At 68.2% G+C, this 25,235-nt stretch carries 19 protein-coding genes; 16 read left to right on the forward strand and 3 right to left on the reverse strand.

What is annotated here, in order from left to right:
* Window positions 1-72: 72 nt before the first annotated feature.
* Together I4U41_RS09450 and I4U41_RS09455 are read right to left on the reverse strand one after the other, a co-directional pair.
* The gene (locus tag I4U41_RS09450; RefSeq protein WP_206860887.1) at window positions 73-894 is read right to left on the reverse strand and encodes a hypothetical protein; all 822 of its coding nucleotides are present in this window, start codon (window positions 892-894) and stop codon (window positions 73-75) included.
* Entirely contained in the window at window positions 891-1,520 is a 630-nt protein-coding gene (locus tag I4U41_RS09455) for a glutathione S-transferase family protein (RefSeq protein ID WP_206860888.1), read from the reverse strand. The genes I4U41_RS09450 and I4U41_RS09455 overlap by 4 nt, the downstream gene beginning before the upstream one ends.
* 165 nt (window positions 1,521-1,685) lie before the next feature.
* Between I4U41_RS09455 and ligD (I4U41_RS09460) the strand changes: the two genes are divergently transcribed.
* Both ligD (I4U41_RS09460) and I4U41_RS09465 read left to right on the forward strand, forming a co-directional pair.
* Window positions 1,686-4,241: a DNA ligase D gene (gene ligD, locus I4U41_RS09460; protein WP_206860889.1), complete on the forward strand. Its 2,556-nt coding sequence runs from the start codon at window positions 1,686-1,688 to the stop codon at window positions 4,239-4,241.
* A 351-nt stretch (window positions 4,242-4,592) separates the two neighbouring features.
* Window positions 4,593-5,969 carry a S8 family peptidase gene (locus tag I4U41_RS09465; RefSeq protein ID WP_206860890.1) on the forward strand — a complete coding sequence of 459 codons (1,377 nt, stop codon included), beginning with the start codon at window positions 4,593-4,595 and terminating at the stop codon, window positions 5,967-5,969.
* 157 nt (window positions 5,970-6,126) lie between these two features.
* Here I4U41_RS09465 and I4U41_RS09470 read toward each other — a convergent pair whose 3' ends face one another.
* A complete protein-coding gene (locus I4U41_RS09470) occupies window positions 6,127-7,080 on the reverse strand; it encodes a LysR family transcriptional regulator (protein WP_242525113.1) in 954 nt (317 codons plus the stop codon).
* A gap of 80 nt (window positions 7,081-7,160) precedes the next feature.
* Between I4U41_RS09470 and I4U41_RS09475 the strand changes: the two genes are divergently transcribed.
* The 14 genes from I4U41_RS09475 to I4U41_RS09540 all read left to right on the forward strand — a co-directional run bounded on the left by I4U41_RS09475 (window position 7,161) and on the right by I4U41_RS09540 (window position 25,228).
* Window positions 7,161-7,862 (forward strand): pirin family protein, encoded by a 702-nt coding sequence (locus I4U41_RS09475; protein WP_206860891.1) that lies wholly within the window; start codon window positions 7,161-7,163, stop codon window positions 7,860-7,862.
* 162 nt (window positions 7,863-8,024) lie between these two features.
* Window positions 8,025-8,555 (forward strand): hypothetical protein, encoded by a 531-nt coding sequence (locus I4U41_RS09480; RefSeq protein ID WP_206860892.1) that lies wholly within the window; start codon window positions 8,025-8,027, stop codon window positions 8,553-8,555.
* Between the two features lie 97 nt (window positions 8,556-8,652).
* Entirely contained in the window at window positions 8,653-9,546 is an 894-nt protein-coding gene (gene ku / locus I4U41_RS09485) for a non-homologous end joining protein Ku (protein ID WP_206860893.1), read from the forward strand.
* 28 nt (window positions 9,547-9,574) lie between these two features.
* The gene (gene ligD, locus I4U41_RS09490) at window positions 9,575-10,441 is read left to right on the forward strand and encodes a non-homologous end-joining DNA ligase (RefSeq protein WP_206860894.1); all 867 of its coding nucleotides are present in this window, start codon (window positions 9,575-9,577) and stop codon (window positions 10,439-10,441) included.
* A 163-nt stretch (window positions 10,442-10,604) separates the two neighbouring features.
* Window positions 10,605-11,039, forward strand: a complete 435-nt coding sequence (locus tag I4U41_RS09495; protein ID WP_255542039.1) for a low molecular weight protein-tyrosine-phosphatase — start codon at window positions 10,605-10,607, stop codon at window positions 11,037-11,039.
* Window positions 11,040-11,335: 296 nt separating this feature from the next.
* Window positions 11,336-13,774, forward strand: a complete 2,439-nt coding sequence (locus I4U41_RS09500; RefSeq protein WP_206860896.1) for a UDP-N-acetylglucosamine 2-epimerase — start codon at window positions 11,336-11,338, stop codon at window positions 13,772-13,774.
* Between the two features lie 128 nt (window positions 13,775-13,902).
* Window positions 13,903-16,197, forward strand: a complete 2,295-nt coding sequence (locus tag I4U41_RS09505; protein WP_206860897.1) for a polysaccharide biosynthesis tyrosine autokinase — start codon at window positions 13,903-13,905, stop codon at window positions 16,195-16,197.
* A gap of 5 nt (window positions 16,198-16,202) precedes the next feature.
* On the forward strand, window positions 16,203-17,639 hold the full coding sequence (locus tag I4U41_RS09510; protein ID WP_206860898.1) for an asparagine synthase-related protein: 1,437 nt from the start codon (window positions 16,203-16,205) through the stop codon (window positions 17,637-17,639).
* Window positions 17,632-18,705 (forward strand): right-handed parallel beta-helix repeat-containing protein, encoded by a 1,074-nt coding sequence (locus I4U41_RS09515; RefSeq protein WP_206860899.1) that lies wholly within the window; start codon window positions 17,632-17,634, stop codon window positions 18,703-18,705. Before I4U41_RS09510 ends, I4U41_RS09515 begins: the two co-directional genes overlap by 8 nt.
* Window positions 18,706-19,256: 551 nt before the next feature.
* The gene (locus I4U41_RS09520) at window positions 19,257-20,462 is read left to right on the forward strand and encodes a right-handed parallel beta-helix repeat-containing protein (protein ID WP_206860900.1); all 1,206 of its coding nucleotides are present in this window, start codon (window positions 19,257-19,259) and stop codon (window positions 20,460-20,462) included.
* A gap of 269 nt (window positions 20,463-20,731) precedes the next feature.
* Window positions 20,732-21,910 (forward strand): glycosyltransferase family 4 protein, encoded by a 1,179-nt coding sequence (locus I4U41_RS09525; RefSeq protein ID WP_206860901.1) that lies wholly within the window; start codon window positions 20,732-20,734, stop codon window positions 21,908-21,910.
* On the forward strand, window positions 21,907-23,199 hold the full coding sequence (locus tag I4U41_RS09530) for a lipopolysaccharide biosynthesis protein (protein ID WP_206860902.1): 1,293 nt from the start codon (window positions 21,907-21,909) through the stop codon (window positions 23,197-23,199). The genes I4U41_RS09525 and I4U41_RS09530 overlap by 4 nt, the downstream gene beginning before the upstream one ends.
* 107 nt (window positions 23,200-23,306) lie before the next feature.
* Window positions 23,307-24,179: a glycosyltransferase family 2 protein gene (locus I4U41_RS09535; protein WP_206860903.1), complete on the forward strand. Its 873-nt coding sequence runs from the start codon at window positions 23,307-23,309 to the stop codon at window positions 24,177-24,179.
* The gene (locus tag I4U41_RS09540) at window positions 24,176-25,228 is read left to right on the forward strand and encodes an EpsG family protein (protein WP_206860904.1); all 1,053 of its coding nucleotides are present in this window, start codon (window positions 24,176-24,178) and stop codon (window positions 25,226-25,228) included. The genes I4U41_RS09535 and I4U41_RS09540 overlap by 4 nt, the downstream gene beginning before the upstream one ends.
* The last annotated feature ends 7 nt before the right edge of the window (window positions 25,229-25,235 follow it).

Raw genomic sequence — 25,235 nt, forward strand, 5'->3', positions numbered from 1 at the left:
CGTCGCCTCCGCGCGGGCGGGGCCAAGCCTCGACGCGACTGCAGCCGCTCTTGCCTGGCGGCGATCCGGCCCCTACTCCACCGCCTCCACCTCATCGGCCAGATCCGCCGCATCGTCGAACCCGCCTTCGCCGTCCTCCTGCGCGACCGCGTCCGCATCGGGCGCATCGACGCCCTGCACCTCCAGCGTGTACTGGAAGTTCTGCAGCGATTGGCGCGGCCCTTCGCGATACCCGGCGGCGATCGCCAGCGTGTGCTGCCCCGCCGGCAGCGGCTTGAGCATCAGCCAGTAACCGTCGGTCGCCACGGCGGCCTCGCCTGTCGTCGCCGTGAAGCACTCTCCGCCCGCCACGCGCATCCGCTGGTACTGGCCGACCGGACGACCGTCCAGCAACACCAGCCCGGTGAATACGTGCTCGACGAAATTCGCCGCGCGCTGCTGCTTCTGCGTGCACGGCGCCGCGCTTCCGGACCCTGCATCGGCGACGGCCCAGGCGATCAGCGGAACGAACACGTGCCGGTCGGCGGGGATCGCGCAGGTGCGCACCGCATCGAACGTCCCGTCGGTCCCGGCGAGGAACCACACCGGTCCGTCCTGGTGCTGCGCGCAGCGGCTGCCGTCCCGGTCGGCGTACGGCGGCTGCCCGTCGAAGCGGCCGGTCCATTGCCACCAGCGCGTCGCCCACGTCGCCTGCGAGGCGTCGGCGACGGCCGCATCGGCCGGCACCCACCGATCCTCCAGGCTCACCACCGGCGCGGGCGGCGGGGCGTCGGGCTGCTTGCTCCAGCCCAGTTCCTCGCGGATGTCCTGCGCTTCCTTGCAACCGGCGGCGAGCAGCGCACCCATCGCGCACATCGTCGCCAACGCCGCGCGCGATGCGGCGCGAATCCTCATGCCCATTCGGTCAGCCCCTCGCGTTCGTACAGCGTGCGGAACGACGGCCGCGCCTTCATGCGTTCGGCCAGCTTCGCCAGATGCGGCCACGCGTGGCCCGGGCGCGGCATGTTGCGCGTCCAGCGCATCAGCATCGTCAGGTAGAAGTCGGCCGCGCTCGGGCCATCGCCGAGCAGGTACGGTCCGTTCGCGGCCAGATGCGCGTCGAGCCGGTCCCACGTCGCCTCGATGCGGCGACGCGCGCCGTCCTGCACGCGGTCGGTGTGCTCGGCGTCGATGTCCTGCGGATACCACCACAGCCGCAGCGGCGACTGCAGCGTGTTGGCGAGGTTGAGCACCCATTGCAGGTACGCGCCGCGCTTCGGATCGCCCGGCGCCGGCGCAAGCCCCGCATGCGGATGGCGGTCGGCCAGGTGCAGCACCAGCGCGGCGGCCTCGTAGAGCGGCTGGCCGTCTGCGACCAGCGTGGGCACCACGCCGTTGGGATTGAGCGCGAGGTAGTCGGCGCTCTTCTGCTGCCCGGCGCTCGTGTCGACCAGCGCCAGTTCGTGCACGACGTCCAGCTCGATCAGCAGCCAATGGACGACCAGGCTCGCCGCTCCCGGCGAGTAGTAGAGACGGTACATGCGGCATTCCCCCGAATGAGCCGAAATGATCGCATGGGCGTGGAGCAGGTGCGTTCGCAGGAGCGGGAAGTGAGCAGGGCATCACGGCGCCCCGCTCACCGCCTTTCGCGCCACGTCCACCCGCGCGGGCGGAAGGTGAACGCTCCACGTGCCGCGTGCCATGCAATGAGCCTGACGGAATACCGCCGCAAACGGCAGTTCACCAAGACCCGCGAGCCCGAACCCGGCAAGCGCCTGCCGCAGGGGAAACGCGCCATCTTCGTCGTGCAACTGCACCACGCGAGCCGGCGGCATTACGACTTCCGCCTGCAGATCGGCGACGCGCTGAAAAGCTGGGCCGTGCCGAAGGGGCCGAGCTACGACCCGAACGTGAAGCGCATGGCGGTCGAGGTGGAGGACCATCCGGTCGATTACGCGCAATTCGAAGGCGAGATCCCGAAGGGCCACTACGGCGGCGGACACGTCGCGCAGTTCGACCATGGCGTGTGGGCGACGCAGTTCGATCCCGAGGAACAGCTCGCCAAGGGCCACCTGCGCTTCGAACTGTTCGGCGACAAGCTCAAGGGCGGCTGGCACCTGGTGCGCTCGGGCAAGCCGGCGCGACAGCCGCAGTGGCTGCTGTTCAAGGACAAGGACGAATACGCCGGCACGCTGGAAGCCGACGACCTGCTCGCCGACGTCACGCCGCCGCCGGAGGAAGACGCCAAGCGCGCCGGTCGCGGCAAGACCAGGCGCAAGCGCGAAACCGAAGTGCCCGTGCACACTGCGAGCCGTCGCCGCGACTGGGCGAAAGCCGCGATGAAGCTCACCGGCGCGCGCAAGGGCGTCGCGCCGACCGAGTTCTTCGCGCCGCAACTGGCCAGGCTCGGCGACGCGCCGCCGGCCGGCGACCAGTGGCTGCACGAAATCAAATGGGACGGCTACCGCATCGTCGCGACCGTCGCGAAAGGAAAGGCGAAGCTCTGGTCGCGCAACGCGCTGGACTGGACCGGGAAGGTGCCGGAAATCACCGGCGCGATCGAAGCGCTGGGCGTGAAATCCGCTGCGCTCGACGGCGAACTCATCGCCGGTAGCGGCACGCGCGACGACTTCAACCTCTTGCAGGCGACGCTGTCGGGCGAACGCCAGGGCCTGTTGTCGTACGCGCTGTTCGACCTGCTGCACATCGACGGCGTGGACATCTCGCGCGCGCCGCTGATCGAACGCAAGGCGCTGCTGGAGGAACTGCTGGGCGAAGGCACGCGCCATCTTTCCTACAGCTCGCACGCGGTGGGCGATGGCGAGCAGGCGTTCGAACTCGCGGGCCAGCAGGACTTCGAAGGCATCATCTCCAAGCGCGTCGATCGTCCCTACCATTCCGGCCGTGGCGACGACTGGCGCAAGACGAAGGCGCTGCACAGCGACGAGTACGCCGTGGTCGGCTGGACCTCGCCGAAGGGCAGCCGCAGCGGCTTCGGCTCGCTGCTGCTCGCCACGCCGGACAAACGCCACGGGTGGGCCTACGTCGGTCGCGTCGGCAGCGGTTTTTCCGACACGCTGATCAAGGACATCAGCAAACGCCTGGGGCGCGGCGGCTCGAAGGAACCGACCGTGCACGTGCCCGAGAACGACACCGACCTGCGCAGCGCGAAATGGTTCGAACCGCGCTTCGTGGTGGAGGTGAATTTCCGCGGCATCGGCGGCCAGGGACTGCTGCGGCAGCCGTCGCTGAAATCGGTGCGCGACGACAAGAGCGTCGAGGATCTTGCGGACAGCGATCGGGGTTCGTCGAAAACCTCTCCGTCGAAAGCGGCGAAGGCCACCAAAGCCCGCGCAGGAAAAACAGCGAGGAAGACGGCGAAAAGCGCACGCACGCCGCCGAAGCTCAGCAGCCCGACGAAGGTGCTCTATCCGGACGACGGCTACACCAAACTCGACGTCGCCAACTACTACGCCGCCGTGCGCGACCACCTGCTGGCGGAAATCGCCGGGCGTCCACTGTCGATCATCCGTTGCCCGGCCGGCACCGACAAACCGTGCTTCTTCCAGAAACACCACACGCCCGGGCTGGAACTGGTCGAGTTCGTGCGCCTGAAGGAGGAAGCCGGCAACAACGCGAACTACCTGGTGGTGAACGACGAGGCTGCGCTGATGGAACTGGTGCAGTTCAACGCGCTCGAATTCCATCCGTGGGGTTCGCACGCGGACGATCCCGACCGCGCCGACCGCATCGTGTTCGACCTCGATCCCGGCCCCGACGTGCCCTTCGCCGAGGTCAAGCGCGCCGCCGTGGACGTGCGCAAGCGACTGGCGGAACTGGAGCTGGAATCCTTCCTGCGCACCACCGGCGGCAAGGGCCTGCACGTGGTGGTGCCGCTGAATCCCGGCTGCGAATGGTCGCTGGTGAAGCCGTTCGCGCAGAGTTTCGCGGAAGTCATGTCGCAATCGGAGCCGGACCGGTTCCTCTCGGTCTCCACCAAACGCCTGCGCAACAAGCGCATCTTCGTCGACTACCTGCGCAACGGCCGGGGCGCGACGGCGGTGGCGTCGTACTCCCTGCGCGCGCGCCCACGCGCGCCGGTGTCAATGCCGCTGGCCTGGAGCGAACTGTCGAAACTCAAGCGCGGCGACGCGTTCACGATCGCCGACGTGCCCGCGCGGTTGAAGCGGCGCAGGAAGGATCCGTGGGCGGGGATCGAGCGGGTGAAACAGAATCTTTCGAGGTTTTCGGCGAGGGGTTAGGTCTCCAGGGGAGGTGCTGGTTGCCTTTGTAGCCCGGGTGAGCGAAGCGCACCCGGGGCGTGGTCGTTTCTCCAACCCGGGTGCGCTTCGCTTACCCGGGCTACCGAAGCAGCACCATCGCCGGCGCTCAGCCATCGAGCCCCGATTCACCAAGCCCTTTCACGCCATTCCAACCGCCACTCCACACATCCCTCACAAACCCGCGCGCATCCTCCGCCGTCCGGATGCGCACGCTTTCGGAGGGGGAACTCCACAGGGATGCGGACGGCCTGTCGGCCGTCGTCGTCGCGTTTGCTCCGGGCAACCCTGTTCCGGCCCGCTTCCGCGGGCCCACTCCGAGGAGATCCACCCGTGATCAACAAAGCCCTGAGCGTCCTCGCCCTGGCCTGCGCCCTGCCCGCCGCCGCGCACGCCGCCTCCGGTTCGCGCCAGATCGGCGTCAACGTCCTCCTGAATGGCGATCCCACCGCCGCCACCCTGTCCAGGCTCGGCACGTACGGCACCGTTCGCGAAGTGGTGGCCGAGATCGACCTGGTCACGCTCAAGACCACCGAAAGCCAGCTCGCCGCGATCCGCGCCCTGCCCTTCGTCCTCGCCGCCAATCCCGATGCCGAGCGCAAGGGCAGCCCGGTGGACACGGTCAGCGCAACCAACTTCGCCAACGGCCTGAGCACCTGGGACCAGGACGCGGTCGACGTCACCAACTTCGGCATGGGACGCACCGCCGCCTACGACGGTGCCGGCGTGTACGTCGCGGTGCTCGACACCGGCCTTCTGGATACCTGGCGCCAGTACTTCCCGCAGGAACGTATCGCCACGCAGTTCGCCACGGCCTTCAACGGCGGCGGCGGCGAACAGGGCAGCGTGTCGGAACCGCCGAACAAGTGGGAACACGACCAGAACTCGCACGGCACGCACGTCACCAGCACCATCCTCGGCTACAGCCTCAACGGCACGCCGATCAACGGCACCGCGCCGCGCGCGACGGTCATCCCGGTGAAGGTGTTGAACCAGAACGGTTCGGGCTGGTCGTCGGTGGTCGCCGCGGGCATCGTCTACGTCGCCAACCTGAAGGCCAGCGGCGCGCTCGGCTCCTCGCCGGTGGTGATCAACATGAGCCTGGGCGGTTCGGTGCTCGATGCGGCCGAGAAGGCGGCGATCGACTACGCGATCGCGCAGGGCGTCGTCATCGTCGCCTCCGCCGGCAACGAGGGCGACGCGGGCATGGGCTATCCGGGCGCGTACGCGCCGGTCATCTCGGTCGCCGCGTCGGGCTGGAACGGCCAGTGGAAACCGGGTGCCGACGGCAATCCGGGCAACTGGTGGAACGCGGACGACGTGGCCGATCCGACCACGTCGACGGATTTCCACATCGCCGATTTCTCCAGCCGCGCGCTCGCCGGACAGGATCTCGACGTGGCCGCGCCGGGCTCGTGGGTGGTCGGCCCGTACCAGTTGCAGAGCGGCAAGACGTCGTACTTCTACCTGAGCGGCACATCGATGGCCTCCCCGCACGTGGCCGGCATCGCCGCGCTGATGTTGCAGAAGAATCCGAACCTGGAGCAGGCCGACGTCGAGGACATCCTCACGACCGCCGCCATCCCGCTGGCGCCGGGATGCGCCCTGCTCTCGCAGCCTTCGGGCCCGCCGGTGAACGAATGCTGGGGCGCGAACGCGACGGGCTCGGGCCTGATCACCGCGACGAATGCGTTGTCGCTCACGCCGTGACGTGAGGCTCCAAGGCCCCTCTCCCGTCGGGAGAGGGGCCGGGCGTGCGATCACGCACGCACCCGCGATGCCGCGTTTGTAGCGCGGGTAAGCGAAGCGCACCCGGGTCGAGCGTGACAGCTCCCGGCTGCGCTTCGCTTACCCGGACTACAGAAGCTCACGACGGACGCTCCGCCCACGGCGCCTTCTCGAATTTCCGCAGCAGGTGCTCGATCAGCAACTGCACGCGCGCCGGACGCACCCGACCGGGTGGCGTGACCACGTGCAGCGCGATCGGCGGCGGCGACCACTCGGGCATCACGACTTCCAGCTTGCCCGCCTTCAGTTCGCGCCACACCAGGAACTCCGGCTGCAGCGCGAGACCCAATCCCGCCAGTAACGCCGGATTGAGCGCCTCGGCGTTGTTCACGCGCAGCGGCGCGTTGACGCTGATCGAGAAATCGCCGTGCCGCTTGTGATGGAACCGCCATGCACCGCCGAAGCGCGAGAGCGTGTAGAACAGCGCGCTGTGCTGCGCCAGTTCGCGCGGATGACGCGGACGTCCATGCGCATCCAGATAGGCGGGCGACGCGACCAGCACGATGCGCACGCCGCACAGCCGTCGCGCGAGCAGGCTCGAATCGGCCAGCGTCGAGATGCGCAGCGCCAGATCGAAACCGCCGCCGACCAGATCCACCAGGCCGTCGTCGAAATCCACGTCGAGCGAGACGTCCGGATAGCGCGCCATGAATTCCGGCAGCACCGGCGCGAGGTGTTCGATGCCGAACGACATCGGCACCGCCATGCGCACGGTGCCGCGCGGACTGGCCGCCTGCGCGGTGATTTCGGCCTCCACGGCCTCGCCTTCGGCGAGGATGCGGCTGGCGCGTTCCAGCGCGCCGCGCCCGCTTTCGGTCAGCGACATGCGCCGCGAGGTGCGATGGAACAGCACCGTCTTCAGGCGCGTTTCCAGCCGCGTGATCGCCTTGGAGACGGTGGCCTGCGAGAGGTTGAGCTCGTTCGCGGCGCGGGCGAAGGAGCCGGTTTCGGCGACCTTGGCGAAGATCGCCCAGGCTTCCAGGTCGGGCAGTTTCATGGTGGCGCCCATCATGCAGAAAACGGAAACGATCATATTCGATTCGTTCCATTCCCAGCAGGCCGTCGGACGCCTATCGTTTGCCCCACGCAATCCACCCACTCCGGAGCAAGGTCATGATCGAGCGTCGCCCGTTCAACTCCCTCGGCGGAGCCAACCACGGTTGGCTCGATGCCAAGCACCACTTCTCCTTCGCCAGCTACCACGATGCCGCCCGCATGGGCTGGGGCGCGCTGCGCGTGTGGAACGACGACACCATCGCCGCGAACACGGGCTTCCCGCCGCATCCGCATTCGGACATGGAGATCATCACCTACGTCCGCGACGGCGCGATCACCCACCAGGACAACCTGGGCAACAAGGGCCGCACCATCGCCGGCGACGTGCAGGTGATGAGCGCGGGTACCGGCATCCAGCACGCCGAATACAACCTGGAACCGGACACCACGCGGATCTTCCAGATCTGGATCATCCCCGACGCGCGCGGCGGCGCACCGACCTGGGGCAGCAAGCCGTTCCCGAAGGGCGAGCGTTCCGGGCGCTTCGTGACGCTGGCCAGCGGCATCGCCGGCGACGAGGACGCGCTGCCGATCCGCGCGCAGGCACGGGTGCTCGGCCTGACCCTGGGCGCCGGCGAAACGGCCGAATACGCGTTCGGCGAGAACCGTTACGGCTACCTCGTGCCGGCCAAGGGCGCGATCGAGGTGAACGGCGTGCGGCTCGAAGCCCGCGACGGCGCGGCGATCCGCAACGAAGGCGCGATCACCGTGAAGGCGCTGGACGACGCCGAAGTCGTGCTGGTGGACTCGGCGCCGTAAGCGCCGCCGGTCGCAAGATGAGCACCGGGGCCCTCTCCCTCCGGAGAGGGGCCTTTCGCGTTTTCCGGCCCGTTCGACCGCTTTCGTGCCGTTCCATCCGCGCTTTCGCGTTCTCCTCCGAGGAACCGCCGCCGGCGGCCCCTTCCCCGCGAGGTAAACGTCATGCTCGAGCTGCTCGACATTACCGCCTTCGGTGCGCTGCACACCGCAATCGCGATCGTCGGCGCCCTTGCCGGCTTCACCGCGCTCGTCCTGCATCGCGAAATCCGCGTCGCCTCGCGCTCTGGCGCGGTGTTCTTCTGGTTCACGATCGGCGCCGCGGTCACCGGGCTCTTCATCTTCCGGCGCGACGGATTCGGCGCGCCGCACGTGCTCAGCGTGCTCACGCTGGTGGTGCTCGCGCTGGGCTGGTTCGCGGAACGCCGCCGGGCCCTGGGCGGTCTTTCCGCGTATGCGGCACCGCTGCTCTACGTCACCGCGCTGTTCTTCCACTTCATCCCGGCGTTCGTCGAGACGCTGACCCGCCTCCCGCTCGGCGCCCCCTACGCCGCAGGGCCCGAGGACCCGCGCCTGTTCGGGCCCATCGGCAGCGCCTTCGTGGCCTACCTGGTGGCCGTCGCGTGGCAGGCATGGCGGGTGCGCGGGGCGGCCCGGCGGCTGGCGCCGTCCCTGCGGGCGCAGCGCGAGGGGTGAACGTCCCGGCGGCGGGGGCTTTCACCGCCCGCCAACGCCGTTCCCCGGAAAGTCCTTAGTCCTCCGGCCTGATCCATCCGGTAGATAGAGGTGTCCCATGGCCCGCCCCATCTGGACCGGCACGCTGTCGTTCGGTCTGCTCAACATCCCCGTGAAACTGATGACCGGCGAGCGCCGCGTCGATCTGTCCTTCCGCATGCTCGACAGCCGCAACAACGCGCCGATCCGCTACGAGCGCGTCAACGCCGAGACCGGCGAGGAAGTGCCGTGGAAGGAAATCGTGAAGGCCTTCGAGTACGACAAGGGCAGCTACGTCGTGCTGGAGGAATCCGACATCGCCAACGCCGCGCCCGACCACAAGGAGTCGGTGGACATCGACACCTTCGTCGACCTGGAGGCGATCGGTCCGGAGTATTTCGAGAAGCCCTACATCCTCGAACCGGGCAAGAAAGCCGAGAAGGGCTACGTGCTGCTGCGTGAGGTGCTCAAGCGCACCGGCCAGGCGGGCGTGGGCCGCGTGGTGATCCGCACGCGCGAATACCTCGCCGCCGTGGTGCCGAAGGACGAAGCGCTGATGCTGCTGATCCTGCGGTTCGCGCAGGAACTCGTCGATCCGGCCGACTACAAGCTGCCCGAGGGCAGCCTGGAGAAATGGAAGATCACCACGCGCGAGATCGACATGGCCAAGCAGCTCATCGAGTCGATGAGTTCGGACTGGAAGCCGGAGGACTACAAGGACGATTTCCGCGAACGGCTGTCGAAGGTGATCGAGGATCGGGTGAAGTCCAAGAACGTCGTGCGCAAGGCCGCGACCGACGAGGACAACCTGCCCGAGAACGCCGCCACCAACGTCATCGACTTCGCCGACCTGCTCAAGCGCAGCCTGGAAAAGAAGGGCGGCGGAAAGCCCGCGCCGGCCAAGAAGGCGGCGAAGAAAACCGCGGCGAAGAAGACCACCGCGCGCAAGCGCACGGGGCGCAAGTCGGCCTGACGGGGCCGCCCGCATGCGGTGCTGACGCATGTCCACGACGCCCCGGCTCACCAGTCCCGATCGCGTGGTCTATCCCGACGCGGCGATCACCAAGGCCGACGTCGCCGATTACTACCGCGCGGTGTCGCGATGGATGCTGCCGGAACTCGTGCGCCGCCCGCTCTCGCTGGTGCGTTGCCCCGATGGCCTGGCGGGCTCTTGCTTCTTCCAGAAGCACCATGCCGATTCGCTCGGCGAGCACGTGGGTTCGATCACGCTGCGCGAAGTGGAAGGACGTGGCGAGTACCTCTATGTCGAGGACCTCGACGGCGTGCTCGAACTGGTGCAGATGAACTCGCTGGAATTCCACGTGTGGGGCTCGCACATCGACCACGTCGAGAAGCCCGACCGGGTGGTGTTCGACCTCGATCCGGACGAAGGCATCGAATGGAACGCGCTGAAGGCCGCCGCGCGCGAGATCCGCGACCGCCTCGCCGAACTGCGCCTGCGCAGCTGGGTGCGCCTGTCCGGCGGCAAGGGCGTGCACGTGGTGGTGCCGATCCGGCCCGGCCCGGACTGGTCGCAGGTGAAGGCGTTCTGCGAGGCCTTCGCCGATTCGATGGTCGCCAAGGCGCCCGAGCGCTACATCGCCACCGCATCGAAGGCCAAGCGCGAGGGCCTGATCTTCATCGACTGGCTGCGCAACTCGCGCGGCGCCACCAGCGTCGCCAGCTGGTCGCTGCGCGCGAAACCGGGGGCGACCGTGGCGATGCCGCTGACGTGGGAGGAGCTCGGCCGCGTCCGCCAGGCCGGCGCGTTCGATCTCCCCCGGGCGCTGCGCCGCTCGCGCAACCTCAAGCGGGATCCGTGGCATGCGATGCATCGGGCCCGGCAGGGGTTGCCGGATCGGGTTTGACGCTCCTCCCGCGATCCCGGCGAAAGCCGCAGCCGGCACTCGTGCCGACGAACCACTCCACCGTTAATCATTCCCGGAAGGCGCGAACGCCTGCGCGTGAACGCCAGGCGAGCGTCCGCGAACATGAACAGCCCCTCCACCCCCGTCTGCTAGCGTCATCGCCATGTCGCTACGGGTACTCATCGTCTGCAAAGGCAACATCTGCCGAAGTCCGATGGCCGAGGCCATCGTGCGCGCGCGGCTGCTTCGTCCGGGCATGCAGGTCGCGTCCGCCGGGCTGGCGGCGATGCGCGGGTTTCCGATCGATCCGAAGGCGCAGTCGGTGCTGGCCGCGCACGGTTACGACGGCTCCGGGCACATCGCGCGGCAGGCCACCAAGCCGCTGATGCTGCAATCCGACCTCGTGCTGGCGATGGAGCAACGCCAGGTCGCCGCGGTGCTCGCACTGTGCCCGACGCTGCGCGGGCGCGTGTGCATGCTCACGCACTGGGACGACGGCACCGACATCGACGATCCCTACGGTCGCGACCAGAACGCGTTCGATCTCGCATTCGATCGCATCGAGTCTTGTATCCGCGATTGGAGAACGAAACTGTGACACGTTCATTCCAAACGCTTCAGCGTCGTGCCGGCGTCGTGAAGTGATTCATCCATCTGAACCTGAGCTATCGCCGCTTGCAGGTTAATCAGGGTGAACGTGTCTTTTTCATCCTTTCATCAACCCGCCCTCCATAGGCTCCTTCGAGCACGGAGGCACCGCGTCGTTTTCATCGCGATGAATTTCACCCGATGAAGCGGGCGGTCGGCGGTGCCGATCGACCATTGAGTGCGTACGCACACGGAACGCAACACGCCTTGCCCTTTGTCATTCGTGTTCTGATCCGAGGTGCATGCATGAGGGACCCCAAGCTGGTGGCTGCCAGCGCCATCGCGTTGGCCGTGACGCTGTTCGCCATCTTCGCCATGCGACCGTGGGCGAGGAAGATCGGACTCGTCGACCGGCCCGATGCGCGGAAACAGCACCGAGGCAGCATTCCGCTGATCGGCGGGCTGTGCTTCTTCCTTGGCACCCTGGTGGGGCTGAGTTACCTGGGCTACATCGACGGTTTCGTGACCAGCCTGCTCGCCGGCGGCGTGATGATCGTCGCGGCCGGCGCGCTGGACGACGCAAGCAACCTCAGCGTGACTTCACGCCTTCTGGTCGAGGCCGGCGCCGCCGGCCTCGTCATCTTCATGTCGGGCTTCTACGTGCACGACCTGGGCGAGATCATCGGCACGCGCCACATCGACATCGGCCTGTTCGGCATTCCCTTCACGATCATCGCCGTCATCGGCCTGATCAACGCCTTCAACATGATGGACGGCATCGACGGCCTGGCCGCGTCGATGGCGATGGTGTGCATCGGCGCGATCCTGCTGTTCGACGAGTCGTCGTGGTCGGTGCCGGGCGTGCTGCTGATGCTGCAGGTGCTGTTCGCGGCGCTGATCCCCTACCTGTTCGTCAACCTGGGCTGGCCCGACGGGCGCAAGGTCTTCATGGGCGACGCCGGCAGCACGCTGATCGGTTTCATCCTGGCGTGGGCGCTGATCTACATGAGCCATGCGAAGGTCGGCCGCCTCAATCCACCGGACGTGCTGTGGTGCGTCGCGCTGCCGGTGATGGACACGCTGGCGGTGATGTATCGCCGCATCCGCGCCGGCGGATCGCCGTTCAAGGCCGATCGCCAGCACCTGCACCACCTGCTGTGCGACACCGGCATGCCGCCGCGCCTGGTGCTGCTGACGATGGTCGCCGTCGCGGGCCTGCTCGTGCTGCTGGGCTGGTCGCTGCGCGACATGCCGCAGTCGCTCGCGTTCGCCGCCTTCATGCTGGTGATGGCGCTGCACGTGTGGTGGGTGCCGAAAGTGCTCACGAAGCTGCGCGGGCGCTGGCCGAACAGCGCGCCCCGCCCTGCGCCGGCGCCGCTGCATGCGGTGCCGAACAACCACGGCATGAACTTCCTCACGTCGCTGGCGGGCTTCGACGACCACGACGGCGAGCGCATCGATGGGGCGCGCGTCAACGCCGGCACCACCGCGCCCGCGCGCGCCGGCATCGCGCTGCCGGACGTGCTGCACCTGGCCGACGCCGCGGCGGAGGCGGCATCCGACATCAATCCGAAGCCGCCGGTGCGCGCGTTGTGCGTGCTGAGCGATTCCCCCGATGCCGTGCGCATGGCGCCGATCGCGCAGCAGCTCGCGCGCGACGAACGCTTCGAGACGACGGTGTGCCTGGCGACCGAATCCGAGCAGGAATCGGCGCGCGTGCTCGAACTGTTCGATCTCTCGCCCGACGTGCAGGTCGACGTGCCGTCGGCCGGCGAGGATCCCGCGGAGATCACCTCCACCGCGCTGGGCGGCATCAAGCGCGTGATGACCCAGGTGCGGCCGGACCTGGTGGTGGTGCCCGGCGATGCGCCCGCCACGCTGGCGACGACGCTCGCCGCGCACTACCACCAGGTCCCGGTGGTGTGCATCGACGGCGGCCCGGCGAACACCGCCGCGCCGCGCGCGGCCGGCGACCCCGGGCGCCGCATCGCGCGCGCGCTCGCGGCGCTGCACGTCGCCTCGAGCCAGTCGACCGGACGCCAGCTCGTCGCCGAGGGCGTGCCCGCGCATCGCGTGCTGGTCAGCGGCAATGCCGCGCCGGATGCGTTGCGTATCGCGCTCGAACGCCTGCGGCCCGACATCGGCGTCGGCCTGGCGCTGGCCCAACGCTTCGCCGTCCTGCGCGACGACGCGCCGCTGGTGCTGATGCTCGGACACGAATGCGACCCCTCGCAGGCCGCGCTGATGTGCGAGGCGTTCACGCGCATCGCGCACGAACACCCCGGCGTCGACGTGGTCTGCGCGATCGGCCCGGTGTTCCTCGACGAGGGCCCGGCGAACCTGCATCGCATCGACGCCCCCGACTATCTCGCCGCGCTGTTCCTGCTGCGCCGCGCGCGCCTGGCGTTCGTCAGCCCGTCGCTGCACGCCGAAGCGCTGGCGCTGGACGTCCCGCTGATCGCCCTGGATCCGCCGCAGGCCGAAGCGCAGGGCCGCGTGCACCTGATGGTGCACGACGCGGAGGCGATCGCCGGCCACGTGTCGCGCCTGCTGGATGAAGCGTGGACGCTGCCGCTGCGCGCGTCGCACACGACCGAACGCATTCCCGAACCGGGCGACGCCGATGCGCGCGTCGCCGACGCATTGGCGAGCCTGCGCCCCGCAGCTCACGCACACACGAACCCGTCGCGGGTCCCAGGTTCGCCAAACCAGGTCGCGGTCCGCAACGCGTGGGGGGCGTCGTGAACGCCCTGCCCGCGCGCGGCGCGCGCCTCCATCCCAGGACCGGCCGGTCGTGGGCGACATACGCGCGGCACGCCGCGTTCCTCCTGCGTGCGCTGTCGCATGCCCCGCTCTTCACCAGGTGACGAAACATGGCCACTCACGTGATCTCCCGGGCCGATGCCCCCTACGCCGTCCCTCCCGCCGCGAACGCGCGCGAGGACGACATCGACATCCCCACCATCGTCTCGACGCTGACCGACAACAAATGGCCGATCCTGCTCGGCACGCTGGCGTTCTTCCTCGTCGCGGTCGCCTACGTGCTGCTGGCGACGCCGCAGTACGAAGCCAACGCCGTGGTGCAGGTGGAATCGCGCCCGCCAACGGTGCCGGGCCTCAACCAGCCCAACACCGCGCCGACCCCGCCGATCGTCGACTCGCCGGCCGCGACCGAAACCCAGCTGCTGACCTCGCGCCGCGTGCTCGGTGAAGCGATCGAGCGCCTCGACCTGGACACGGTCATCGAGCCGGTGCGCATGCCGGTGCTCGGCGACACGCTCGCGCGCATGCAGCAGCGCCTGCATCCGGGCGAAGTGGGCGAACCGTGGTTCGGCCTGAACAGTTACGCGTGGGGCGGCGAGCAGGTCGACATCGGCCAGTTCATCGTGCCCGAACAGCTGGTCGGCATTCCGCTGCAGTTGATCGCCGGCGAGCGCGGCCAGTACAAGCTGCTCGACCCGGACGGCAACCTGCTGCTGGAAGGCCGCGTCGGCCAGAAGGCCAGCAACGGCCGCGGTCTGTCGCTGCAGATCGACCGCCTCGCCGCCAACGCCGGCACGCGCTTCGAGATGACGCGGTTGAACACGATGGCACTGATGACCCAGCTGAAGAAGGACATCACCGTCAGCGAGCAGGGCCGCAACTCGGGCATCATCAACCTCACCTATCCGCATCCGGATGCGCTGCGCGCCAAGCAGGTGCTCGACCAGATCACCCAGGCGTACGTGCGGCAGAACGTCGCGCGCAATTCGGCCGAGGCGGCCAAGCGGTTGCAGTTCGTCACCGAGCAGTTGCCGAAGGTGCGACGCGAACTCGCCGATGCGCAGCAGCGCCTGAACACGTTCCAGTCGCGCACCCGCACGATGGACGTGGGCGTGTCGAACAAGGCGCTGCTCGACCAGACCGTCGCGCTGGACCAGAGCATCCAGCAGTTGCAGGTGCAGCGCGCCGACATCGCCAGCCGCTACACGCCCGAACATCCGGTCTACCAGTCGCTGATGCGGCAGATCGGCCAGTTCGAGTCGAAGAAGAACCAGATCATGAGCCAGATCGGCAACCTCCCCGACACGCAGCAGGGGCTGTTCCGGCTCAACCGCGACGTGGAGGTCATCAACCAGACCTACGCGAACCTGCTCGACCAGGCGCAGCAGCTGAACATCGCCGCCGCCAGCGCGGTCGGCAACGCGCGCGTGATCGACCCGGCCGACGTCAACATGGACAGCCCGTCGTGGCCGAAGCCGTTGATCGTGATTGGCGCGGGCACGCTGATCGGCGCGATGTTCATGATCGCCTTCGTGCTCACGCGGCAGATGTTCCGCCGCGGCGTGGAGGATCCGGTGGACATCGAGCTGCTCGGCCTGCCGGTGTACGCGTCGATCCCGTTCAGCCCGAAGGGCAAGCAGATCGCCACGCAGCCGGGCACGCACCGCCGCGACGGCAAGCAGCGGCTGCTGGCGTTCCGCTCGCCGTCGGACCTGGCGATGGAAGCGCTGCGCACGCTGCGCACGAGCCTGCATTTCTCGCGGTTCGAGATGAAGAACAACATGCTGATGATCGCCGCGCCGAGCCCCGGCGTCGGCAAGACCTTCGTCTGCGCGAACCTCGCGGTAACCATCGCGCAGGCCGGCCAGCGCGTGTTGCTGATCGACGCCGACATGCGTCGCGGCACCGCGCACCTGGCGCTGGGGACCCGCGCCGACGGCGGGCTTTCCGAGCTGCTGTCGGGCCACATCGACGACGTGCAGGCGGTGCGCAAGGTCGGCGGCACCGACAACCTGTCGTTCATCTCGCGCGGCGCCGTGCCGCCGAATCCGTCGGAGCTGCTGATGCATCCGCGCTTCGGCGCGCTGCTCGACAAGCTCTCGCAGCAGTACGACATCGTGGTGATCGATACGCCGCCGATCCTGGCGGTGACCGATGCGGCGGTGATCGGCCATCACGTCGGCACCTGCCTGATGGTGGTGCGCTGGGGCCTGAACCAGCAGCGCGAGATCGCGCTCGCCAAGCAGCGCCTGGAACAGAACGGCGTGGAAGTGCGCGGCGCGATCTTCAACGCGGTGCAGAAGAAGGGCTCGGGCCAGTACGCCTACACGTACTACGACTACCAGCCCATGAAGGACGGCCCCATCAAGGACGCGCCGTTCCGCGATCCGGCGCCGGCGAGGTGATGCGCATGCGAACACAGATCACGATGTCGCCCTACTACGGCACGCCGGATTTCTCGCGCCTGATGCGCGATGACGCGCCGCTGCCGCCGGTCGATACGGTGTCGGTCGCCGACCTGCTGCGCAATGCGTTCGTGTATCCGCCCTACTCGATCTACGAAGGCGTTCGCCTGGTCACGTTCGGGTTCTGTCCGCACGACGACATGCACACCGAACCCAAGTTCCGCTTCAAGTTCCGCAATGCGGGCGAGGTGCCCGAATACGCGGCGAGCGAACAGGACTGGGTGGCCGGCTACCACCGCCGCCTGTGCGACGCGATCCAGCGCAGCTGCGCCGGCATGCGTTCGCCGTGGCTGCTGCAGAGCGGCGGCAAGGATTCGACCACGCTCGCCATCGCCATCGCCGACGCGCGGCCCGACACCACCTGCATCACCTACCTCGGTGGACAGGAGGAAGACGAAGTCGAATCGGCCACGCACGTCGCGCGCACGCTCGGCCTGCGCCACGAAACGCTGCAATGCGATCCGGCGCGCGCGTACGACCGCTACCTCGACGTCGTGCATCGCATGCCGCTGCTGACCGCGGATTTCGCGCTGCTCTCGTGCATCGACCTGGGCACCGAGGTGGCGGCCAACGGCGGCGACGGCCTGATCGACGGGCTCGGTGCCGACAGCTATTTCGGCACGCCGATGAGCAAGCGGCAGGAAGTGCTCAAGCGTCTCTCGCGCGATCTGCCCCTGCCCGGCCGGCTGTCCGAGCTGCCCGGCGTGGATAGGAGTTTCAAGCTCTGCTACCTGCTGAGCACGCTGCGCATGAACGAGATCGAGCGCGTGTTCCCGGGTTCGCGCTTCACCGACGACGAGGTGGACGCGCTGTTCGGCCAACCGGTCTCGCAGCAGTCGCGCCGTCGCCTGGAACTGTTCAAGGAAGAAATCGGCACCGCGACCAGCCTGTGGGAATGGCGCGACATGTCCACCTCCATCGCCGGCTCCGCGGGCGCGTTCGCCAAGGGCCTGTACGCGAGCGCGGCGCTGTCGCTGAAGGTCGCCTATCCCTTCTGCGACCTGACGTTGCGCGAATGGATCCATCGCGAAGTGCCGCGTTACCAGAAGGTCGATCCGACGACGAAGCTCAACAAGCTGCTGATCCGCGAGCACATCGCCACGCGCTTCGGCGAGTTGCCTTACGTCAGGGGCAAGGGCAGCTTCCGCTTCGACGTGCGCGGCCTGGCCAAGGCGCGGTTCGACCGCGTACGCGGGTTCGCGGTCGATTCGCCCGAACTTCCCGGCGCGGTCGCGTGGCTCGACCGCAACCGCCGCCGCCTCGACAACAAGTACCACGCCTCGAAGTTCTACCTGCTCGCGGTGGTGCTGCCGTGGCTGGCCTCGCGGCGGGAACGCGCCGTGCAGCCCGCCGACCCGACACGCGAACCCGCCTATGCCTGATCTGCAGCGGCGGCGCATCGCCGCATCCTTCGTCCTGTTGCCCGCGGCGCCGATCGTGTCGCGGGCGGCGTCTCCCATCGGCAGCGCCATCGTCGACGTGCGTCGTTTCGGCGCGCGCGGCAACGGCGTGGACAACGACACGCGCGCGTTCCAGGCGGCGATCGATTCGCTGCCGCAGCCGGGCGGAACCGTGCGGGTGCCGCCGGGCGATTACCTCATCGACCCCGTCGTCGGCATGCAGCTGCGCAGCCGCATGCACCTGGCGATGTCGCCGGGCACGCGCCTGCTCGCCAGGCCGAACGCCGCCGAACGCGCGTACGTGCTCAACGCGCACCGCGTGAGCGACGTGACGATCTCCGGTGGCCGGGTGATCGGCGAACGTTCAAAGCACAAGGGCACGACCGGCGAATGGGGCCACGGCCTGATGATCCGCGCGTCGGAGCGCGTGACGGTGCGCGACGTGCACTTCTCGCACTGCTGGGGCGATGGCATTTCGATCGGCGGCGCCAAGGTCGCGGGTCGCTTCGTGCCGAGCCGCGACGTGACGATCGAGCGCGTCGTCTGCGCCGACAATCGCCGCCAGGGCCTGACCATCGGCCGCTCGCGGCGCGTGCGCGTGTACGACTCGGAATTCATCGACACCGGCGGCACGCTGCCGGGGGCGGGCATCGACGTGGAGCCGGACGAAGGCGACATCGCCGACGACATCGTGATTGCCCGCTGCACGATGCGCGGCAACCGCGGCGCGGGGATCCAGCTGTACAAGCGCGTGTCGGGTGCGACGGTGCGCGAGTGCCTGATCGAACACAACCGGGGCGCCGGCATCTTCACCCTGGCGGCGACCGATTGCCGCATCGAGGACAACCGCATCCGCCACAACGCCCTGGGCGGCGTCGCCGTGCGACCGGGCACGCGCGGGCTGATCGTGGCGCGCAACGAGTTCGCCGATAACGGGCCGTCGGGCACGAATGCCGACGGGAAGCGGCGTCCGGGGAAGCGTCACGTGACGATCGGCGAACGGACGGATGGCATCCGGGTGGATGCGGATAACCGCTACCTCGACTGAGCCGCTACTCCGGGTGCGCTTCGCTTACCCGGGCTACCAAAGCGAAAGAAGCCCCTCTCCCGACGGGGTGATCCATTGCGCACACGCAGCGCCGTGCGCTTTCGCGAATGGATGAGCCCGCTGCGTCCAGGCGGCGGAGCGCTGGACCAGCGGACACATCGACACGGCCCACCAAACGCGTGAAAACCCCTGCAAGCAACAAAGCTCGCAGTGAAGAAGACTTCACGCCGAAACACCAGCCTCATCCACGACAAATCAGGCCGAGCCCGGTTCATTCTGCGCAACCGTGCCGATCAGGTCGTTTCGCAAAACGCAGTCATGAACTTGAATACGGAGGAATCTGAACGTCGCGGGTCGATTTGTTTGCCCGCGTGCACAATTAGTGAAGATTGGGGTTTCGATTCACGATTGTTCCGGTAGGGTGCACGGCAAGTCACGAAGATGATCGTGGCGTGATGACGTGAGCCGCGGGGGGCGCGCTGCACGTAACCAAGCCCCAATCGAGCCGGACTGCTCACCCCGGGGGCGTTCCTTACTACCGGAACCCTACTGTGAACGAAATCGAAGTGAAGGCGCCCGCGACCGCCGAACGTCGCGAATTCCTGCGCAAGACCCTGCTGCTTTCCATTCCGCCCATGCTCGGCATCGCCGGCATCGGCAAGGCGATCGCCGCTGGTGCGACCACCGCCAACACCTACACTCCGCCGACGCGCGCACGTGGCTCCGCCTCGGTGAACGTCCGCAACTTCGGCGCACGCGGCAACGGTTCGTACGACGATACCACCGCGTTCCAGAAGGCCATCGACTCCCTGCCCTCCACCGGCGGCACGGTCGTCGTCCCGGCGGGCAACTACGTGATCGATCCCAAGCGCAACGTGCGCCTGCGCAGCAGGATGCACCTGAAGCTGGAATCGGGCGCCGAACTGTGGGCCAAGAGCAACAACGCCGATCGCGCGTACGTGCTGATGGCGATGCAGGTCAGCGACGTGCTGATCTCCGGCGGCAAGATCCGCGGCGACCGTTACCGCCACCTCGGCAGCACCGGCGAGTGGGGCCACGGCATCATGATCCGCGGCTCCACCCGCGTGACCGTGCGCGACATGTACATCGCCGACTGCTGGGGCGACGGCATCTCGATCGGCGGTGCGGCGCAGGCCAGCGGCTCGGTCGTGCCGTGCAACGACGTCGTCATCTCCAACGTGGTGTGCACCAACAACCGCCGCCAGGGCCTGACGATCGGCTGCTCGCGCAACGTGCGCGTGTACGACAGCGAGTTCAGCAAGTCCAACGGCGCCGCGCCGCAGTGCGGCATCGACATCGAGCCGGACATCAACGACCTGCGCACGACCGAAACCGTGCACATCCAGAACTGCCTGATCCGCAACAACAAGGGCAACGGCATCCAGGTCTACAAGCGCGTGAAGGGCGTGACGATCAAGAGCAACACCGTCGAGTACAACGGCGGCTACGGCATCCTGACCATCGGCGCCAACTCGGGCTACATCGCCCTGAACCGCCTGAACCGCAACTACCTGTGCGGCGTGATGTTCTCCGCGTCGTCGACCGGCTACCAGGCCAGCAGCAACGTGTTCCGCAACAACTACACGCGGATCTTCGGCACGCACAGCACCAACTACCCGCTGGTGTCGATGACCGGCATCCTCGCGGGCCCGCCGCCGAAGGGCAACGACCCGCACATCCAGAAGTCGAGCACCTGCACCAACATCCGCGTCACGTCGAACCAGTACGCGAAGTAAGACCGCGGCGCGACCTCCGGAAGGAGCGTTCGCCAAGGGATGAAGGCGAAGGCCGGCAGCGATGCCGGCCTTCGTTTTTGCGGAAATGCAAGACCGTATTGCGACGGCGTGACGACAATGGCATCGCGCCGTTCACGTCACGATGCGAACGTGAGCGGACCGTGCACGGGACGGAAAATCGGCATGGCTAGAATCGGGGCAACCCCGAACCGGACGCCTTGCCGAAGCATCGCACCAGGAAGGAGCGCTGCCCACGTGCACACAACCCGATGCGCATCGTCTTCTTCGCCAACACCGACTGGTATCTCTACAACTTCCGCCTTTCCACCGCAGCACACCTGCAGGCCCATGGCGCTGAAGTCGTCATGGTTTCGCCCGAGGGTCCGTTCGGCGAACGCTTCGCCCGACACGGCATCCGCTGGCTCACGCTGCCGATGGATCGCGCCAGCCTCAATCCGCTGCGCGAGGCGTTCACGATCAAGCATCTCGCGACGCTGCTGCGGCGCGAGCGCCCCGACCTCATCCACAATTTCACGGTGAAGTGCGCCGTGTACGGGGCGATGGCCGCGCGCCTGTCCGGCGTGCCGGCGGTGGTCAACGCCGTCGCCGGACTCGGCTACGTCTACGCGAGCAACGGCCTGAAGGCGCGCATGCTGCGCCCCGTCGTCAGCACGCTGATGCGCAGCACGCTGGGCAGCGGCAATTCGCGCGTGATCCTGCAGAATCCCGACGACGCCGACGCCCTCACCCGGCTGCGCCTGGTATCGCAGGATCGCATCCGCGTGATCCGCAGTTCGGGTGTGAACGTCGAGCGCTTCCAGCCCTGCACCGACCGCGCGACCGACGCGCCGCTGCGCGTGCTGCTCGCCGCGCGACTGTTGCGCGAGAAGGGCGTGGGCGAGTTCGTCGAAGCCGCGCGCATGTTGAAGGAACGCGGTCGCACCGTGGAATTCCTGCTCGCCGGAAAGCCCGACCCGGGCAATCCGAGTTCGTTCCAGCACGAGGAAGTCCAGGGCTGGCACGACGCCGGCCTCGTGCAGTGGCTCGGCCACGTCGACGACATGCCGGCGCTTATGGCCTCCGTCGACGTGATGACGCTGCCGAGCTACTACCGCGAAGGCGTGCCGCGCTGCCTGATCGAGGGCGCCGCGAGCGGCCTGTGCATCGTCACCACGGACCTTCCGGGATGCCGCGAGGTCGTCACCTCGCACGGCGAGGACGGATTGCAGGTGCCGCCGCGCGATGCGGCCTCGCTGGCCGCACTGATCATGCAGCTCGACGACGATCGCGCGCAGGTCCGGCGCCTCGGCGCGAAGGCGCGCGAGCGCGCGCTCGCGCATTTCGATGAACGGCTGGTGATCGGCCGCACGCTGGAGGTGTATCAGGAGCTGCTGGCCTCGCCGCTTCCGGCGGCGCGCGCTCCGGCGCTCGGATGCGCGCGCGAATGAACGCCAGCGCCTGGCGGCCGGCGGCAACGGCGATCAGCCTGTTGTGGCTGGCGACGATGGCCGGCGCGGGCATGGTGTTCCTCGCGCAGGTGCTGCTCGCGCGCAGGCTCGGGCCGGCGGAATTCGGACTGTTCGCCTCGTCGCTGGCGACGGTGACGGTGGTCGCGCCGCTCGCGGGCTTCGGACTCTCGCAGTTCCGCCTGCGCGTGTACGGCGCCGAGGGCTGGGCGGGCGACCGCTGGCTGCGGCCGTCGTTCCGCTTTTCCGCGTGGACCTGCGCGCTCGCGGTCGGTGGCGTCGTCGCGTGGGCGCTGTTCGGACCGGTGGTCGACGCCGACACGCGCGATACGCTGCTGCTGCTCACGCCGGTGATCGCCGGCTTGTTCGCGGTCGATCTGGTCGGCAGCAAGTTGCGCCTGGAAGAACGTCACGGCGCCCTCGCCGGCTGGCAGATGCTGATGTCCGCCGGGCGCCTCGCGGTCGCCGCGACGCTGATGGCGTTGCCGTTCGCGAACGCGCTGGGCGCCGCGCTCGGCTACGGCGTGGTCGCGCTGCTGGTCGCCGCGCTGGCGATCCCGCAACTCAACGCGATGTGGCACGGCCGCATGGAACTGCAGGGCCACGGGCCACGCCCGACCACGCTGGAGCCGTTGCAGACGCCAGGCGTCGCGCAGTTGTGGAACCAGGCCTGGGCGTACGGCGTCGCCGCGATCCTGTATCCGGTGTTCTTCCAGGTGAGCACGGTGCTGCTGAAATACCTCGGCAGCAACGCCGAAGCCGGCCATTACGGCGTCGCGCTCGGCGTGATGACGGCGATCTATCTCTTCCCCGCGACCGTCTACCACAAGTTCCTGCTGTCGCGACTGCATCGCTGGGCCGTGCACGATCGCCCGCGTTTCTGGCGCGTGTACCGCATCGGCAACCTGTCGATGCTCGGCGCGGGCGTGGTGGTCGGCCTGCTGCTCGCGCTGGCCGCGCCGTGGCTGGTGCCGCTCGCGTTCGGGCACGCGTTCGCCGACGTCGCCGCCCTGCTCGCGGTGCTCGCGCTGTGCGTGCCGGTGCGCTTCCTCTCCACCGCCGTGGAAGCCGCGCTGCTCACCGAAAGCCACATGCGCTATCGCGTGGTATCGATGCTGTTCGCCGCCGTCGTCGCGGTCTTGCTGAACTGGATCGCGATCCCGCGCTTCGGCGTGATGGGCGCGGCCTGGGCGACGGTCGCGTCGGAAATCGTGCTGCTCGTCGCACGCTGGCTGGGCGTGCGCGGCTTCATGCCGGAGCATTCCCGATGAATGGCGCGCCGTTCCGCGCGCGCGAGTCTGAACACAGGTTTGAAGCCCACCCGGGCTTCACTCCGCGTATACGCAAAACCCGACGGGAACGGTTTCCAATGCGGCTCATGAACGACGATTCGCGCACCTCCGATCCGTCCACGGCCGCACCGGCGCAGGCCGCCACTGCGCCGGTGTCCGTCGTCGTTCCGTGCTTCCGCTGCGGGGCGACGATCGGCGAGGCGGTCGCGTCCGTCCACGCGCAGACGCTGCGGCCGGCGCAGGTCCTGCTGGTCGACGACGCGAGTCCCGACGACACCGCCGATGCGCTGCATGCGGTCGCCGCGCGCTACGCGCCAGGCTGGATCGAAGTGGTCGTGCTGCCCAAGAACGGCGGTCCGTCGCGCGCGCGCAACGCCGGCTGGGAGCGCGCGACGCAGCCGTACGTCGCCTTCCTCGATGCGGACGACACCTGGGTACCGACCAAGCTGGAACTGCAGATGCGCGCGCTCACCGCCGATCCGGACATCGCGCTGATCGCGCATCGCATGCGCGTGCGCGATCGCGAACGCCCTGCTCCTCCCGCGCCGCACGCGGCGCGCACGCGCATCGTGCCGAGGCGTCGGCTGCTGTTCAACAATCCGTTCCCGACCGCCTCGGTGGTGCTGCGGCGCGACCTTCCGTTCCGTTTCGACGAGAACTACCGGCGTGTCGAGGATTTCCTGCTGTGGGGCCAGATCGGCTTCTCCGGTTATCGCTGCGCCAAGCTCGACCAGGTGCTCGCGTACTGGCACAAGGCGAACTACGGCGCGGGCGGCCTGAGCGAGGACCTGAAGGCGATGCATCGCGCCGGCCGTGAAGTGCGTCGCGAACTGCTGCGCCAGGGGCTGGTGAGCTATCCCGAACACTGCTTCGCGCGCGGGATCGGCATGGTGCGCAAGGCGCGGCAGCGCATGCTGCTGGCGCTGCGCCGCGCCACCGAGGGAGGCGCGACGCCGTGAACGCGATTCCCGAGTACGCCATGGGACAGCGGCGTTCGACCTACGTGCCGGCGGCGACCACGCTGAGCCTGTTGCTGCTGTTCGCCGTCGCGGCATTCGGGTGCTGGCTGGTGGGCACGCGCTCGCCGGACATCGGCACCGACACGCAGACCTACGCCGGCTTCTTCCAGGGCCTGAATTCCAGCGGCGTGGAAACGCGGCTGGAGCCCGGCTTCGTCTGGCTCACCTACGCACTGTGGAAACTCGGCGTCGGCGTCACCGGCTACCAGACCGCGCTGTTCGCCTTCATGCTCGGCACGATCGTGATCGCCACGCGCCGCTACCAGGATTACCTCGGCGAAACGCGGGGGTATCTCACCTTCCTCGGCGCGGCGCTGATGCTGCTGTACGTCTCGCCGATGTTCGTCAATGCGACGATCAACGCGGTGCGACAGGGCCTCGCCGCGCTGCTGGTGTTTTCCTCGCTGCTGTCGTTCCAGCGCAAGCGATGGGCGAGCTTCGTGCTGCTGGGCGCGCTGGCCAGCAGTTTGCACCTGTCCTCGCTGCTGTACCTGGTGTTCGCGCCGGTGCTGCTGTTCGGCACGAAGATGCAACGCCTGATCGCGGTGATCGCGTTCGCCGCGTACGTCAGCGGGATCTCGATGCAGGCGGTGCGGATGCTCGTGCCGTCGCTGTACGAGCTGGTGATGACCTACACCGCCACGCAGTACTACCGCGCCGGCGTGCGCATCGATTTCGCGGTGTTCTCGTTCTTCTGGTACTGCCTGCCCTACGTCCTCGGCCCGCTGGTGCGCGCGGAGTACCGCGACAGGATCAAGGAAAGCGCGGCGGTCTACCTGGTGATGACGCTGCCGTTCTTCGGCGTGGGCTGGGGCTACTTCTCCAACCGCTACCTGCTGCCCGCGTGGCTGAGCGTGTCGCTGATCCTCGCGGCGATGCTCGTGCACAGCCGCCTTGCGCCGCTGCGCAATCCGCTGCTGCTGCGTTTCGGCTTGCTGTTGTCGTGCGCGGTGTTCTATTACTACGTCACCAACGAGATCCTGATCTGAGGACACC

It is taken from the genome of Lysobacter changpingensis (genome assembly GCF_017308985.1).
Taxonomy (GTDB): domain Bacteria; phylum Pseudomonadota; class Gammaproteobacteria; order Xanthomonadales; family Xanthomonadaceae; genus Lysobacter_J; species Lysobacter_J changpingensis.

Excerpts from the sequence above, each read along its gene's own strand:
- I4U41_RS09500 (WP_206860896.1), top strand. The coding sequence starts at position 11,336 with ATGAGGGACCCCAAGCTGGTGGCTGCCAGCGCCATCGCGTTGGCCGTG.
- I4U41_RS09470 (WP_242525113.1), bottom strand. The coding sequence starts at position 7,080 with ATGATCGTTTCCGTTTTCTGCATGATGGGCGCCACCATGAAACTGCCC.
- I4U41_RS09530 (WP_206860902.1), top strand. The coding sequence starts at position 21,907 with ATGAACGCCAGCGCCTGGCGGCCGGCGGCAACGGCGATCAGCCTGTTG.
- I4U41_RS09525 (WP_206860901.1), top strand. The coding sequence starts at position 20,732 with ATGCGCATCGTCTTCTTCGCCAACACCGACTGGTATCTCTACAACTTC.
- I4U41_RS09480 (WP_206860892.1), top strand. The coding sequence starts at position 8,025 with ATGCTCGAGCTGCTCGACATTACCGCCTTCGGTGCGCTGCACACCGCA.
- I4U41_RS09475 (WP_206860891.1), top strand. The coding sequence starts at position 7,161 with ATGATCGAGCGTCGCCCGTTCAACTCCCTCGGCGGAGCCAACCACGGT.
- I4U41_RS09535 (WP_206860903.1), top strand. The coding sequence starts at position 23,307 with ATGAACGACGATTCGCGCACCTCCGATCCGTCCACGGCCGCACCGGCG.
- ku (WP_206860893.1), top strand. The coding sequence starts at position 8,653 with ATGGCCCGCCCCATCTGGACCGGCACGCTGTCGTTCGGTCTGCTCAAC.
- I4U41_RS09495 (WP_255542039.1), top strand. The coding sequence starts at position 10,605 with ATGTCGCTACGGGTACTCATCGTCTGCAAAGGCAACATCTGCCGAAGT.
- ligD (WP_206860894.1), top strand. The coding sequence starts at position 9,575 with ATGTCCACGACGCCCCGGCTCACCAGTCCCGATCGCGTGGTCTATCCC.
- I4U41_RS09510 (WP_206860898.1), top strand. The coding sequence starts at position 16,203 with ATGCGAACACAGATCACGATGTCGCCCTACTACGGCACGCCGGATTTC.
- I4U41_RS09515 (WP_206860899.1), top strand. The coding sequence starts at position 17,632 with ATGCCTGATCTGCAGCGGCGGCGCATCGCCGCATCCTTCGTCCTGTTG.
- I4U41_RS09505 (WP_206860897.1), top strand. The coding sequence starts at position 13,903 with ATGGCCACTCACGTGATCTCCCGGGCCGATGCCCCCTACGCCGTCCCT.
- I4U41_RS09455 (WP_206860888.1), bottom strand. The coding sequence starts at position 1,520 with ATGTACCGTCTCTACTACTCGCCGGGAGCGGCGAGCCTGGTCGTCCAT.
- I4U41_RS09450 (WP_206860887.1), bottom strand. The coding sequence starts at position 894 with ATGAGGATTCGCGCCGCATCGCGCGCGGCGTTGGCGACGATGTGCGCG.
- ligD (WP_206860889.1), top strand. The coding sequence starts at position 1,686 with ATGAGCCTGACGGAATACCGCCGCAAACGGCAGTTCACCAAGACCCGC.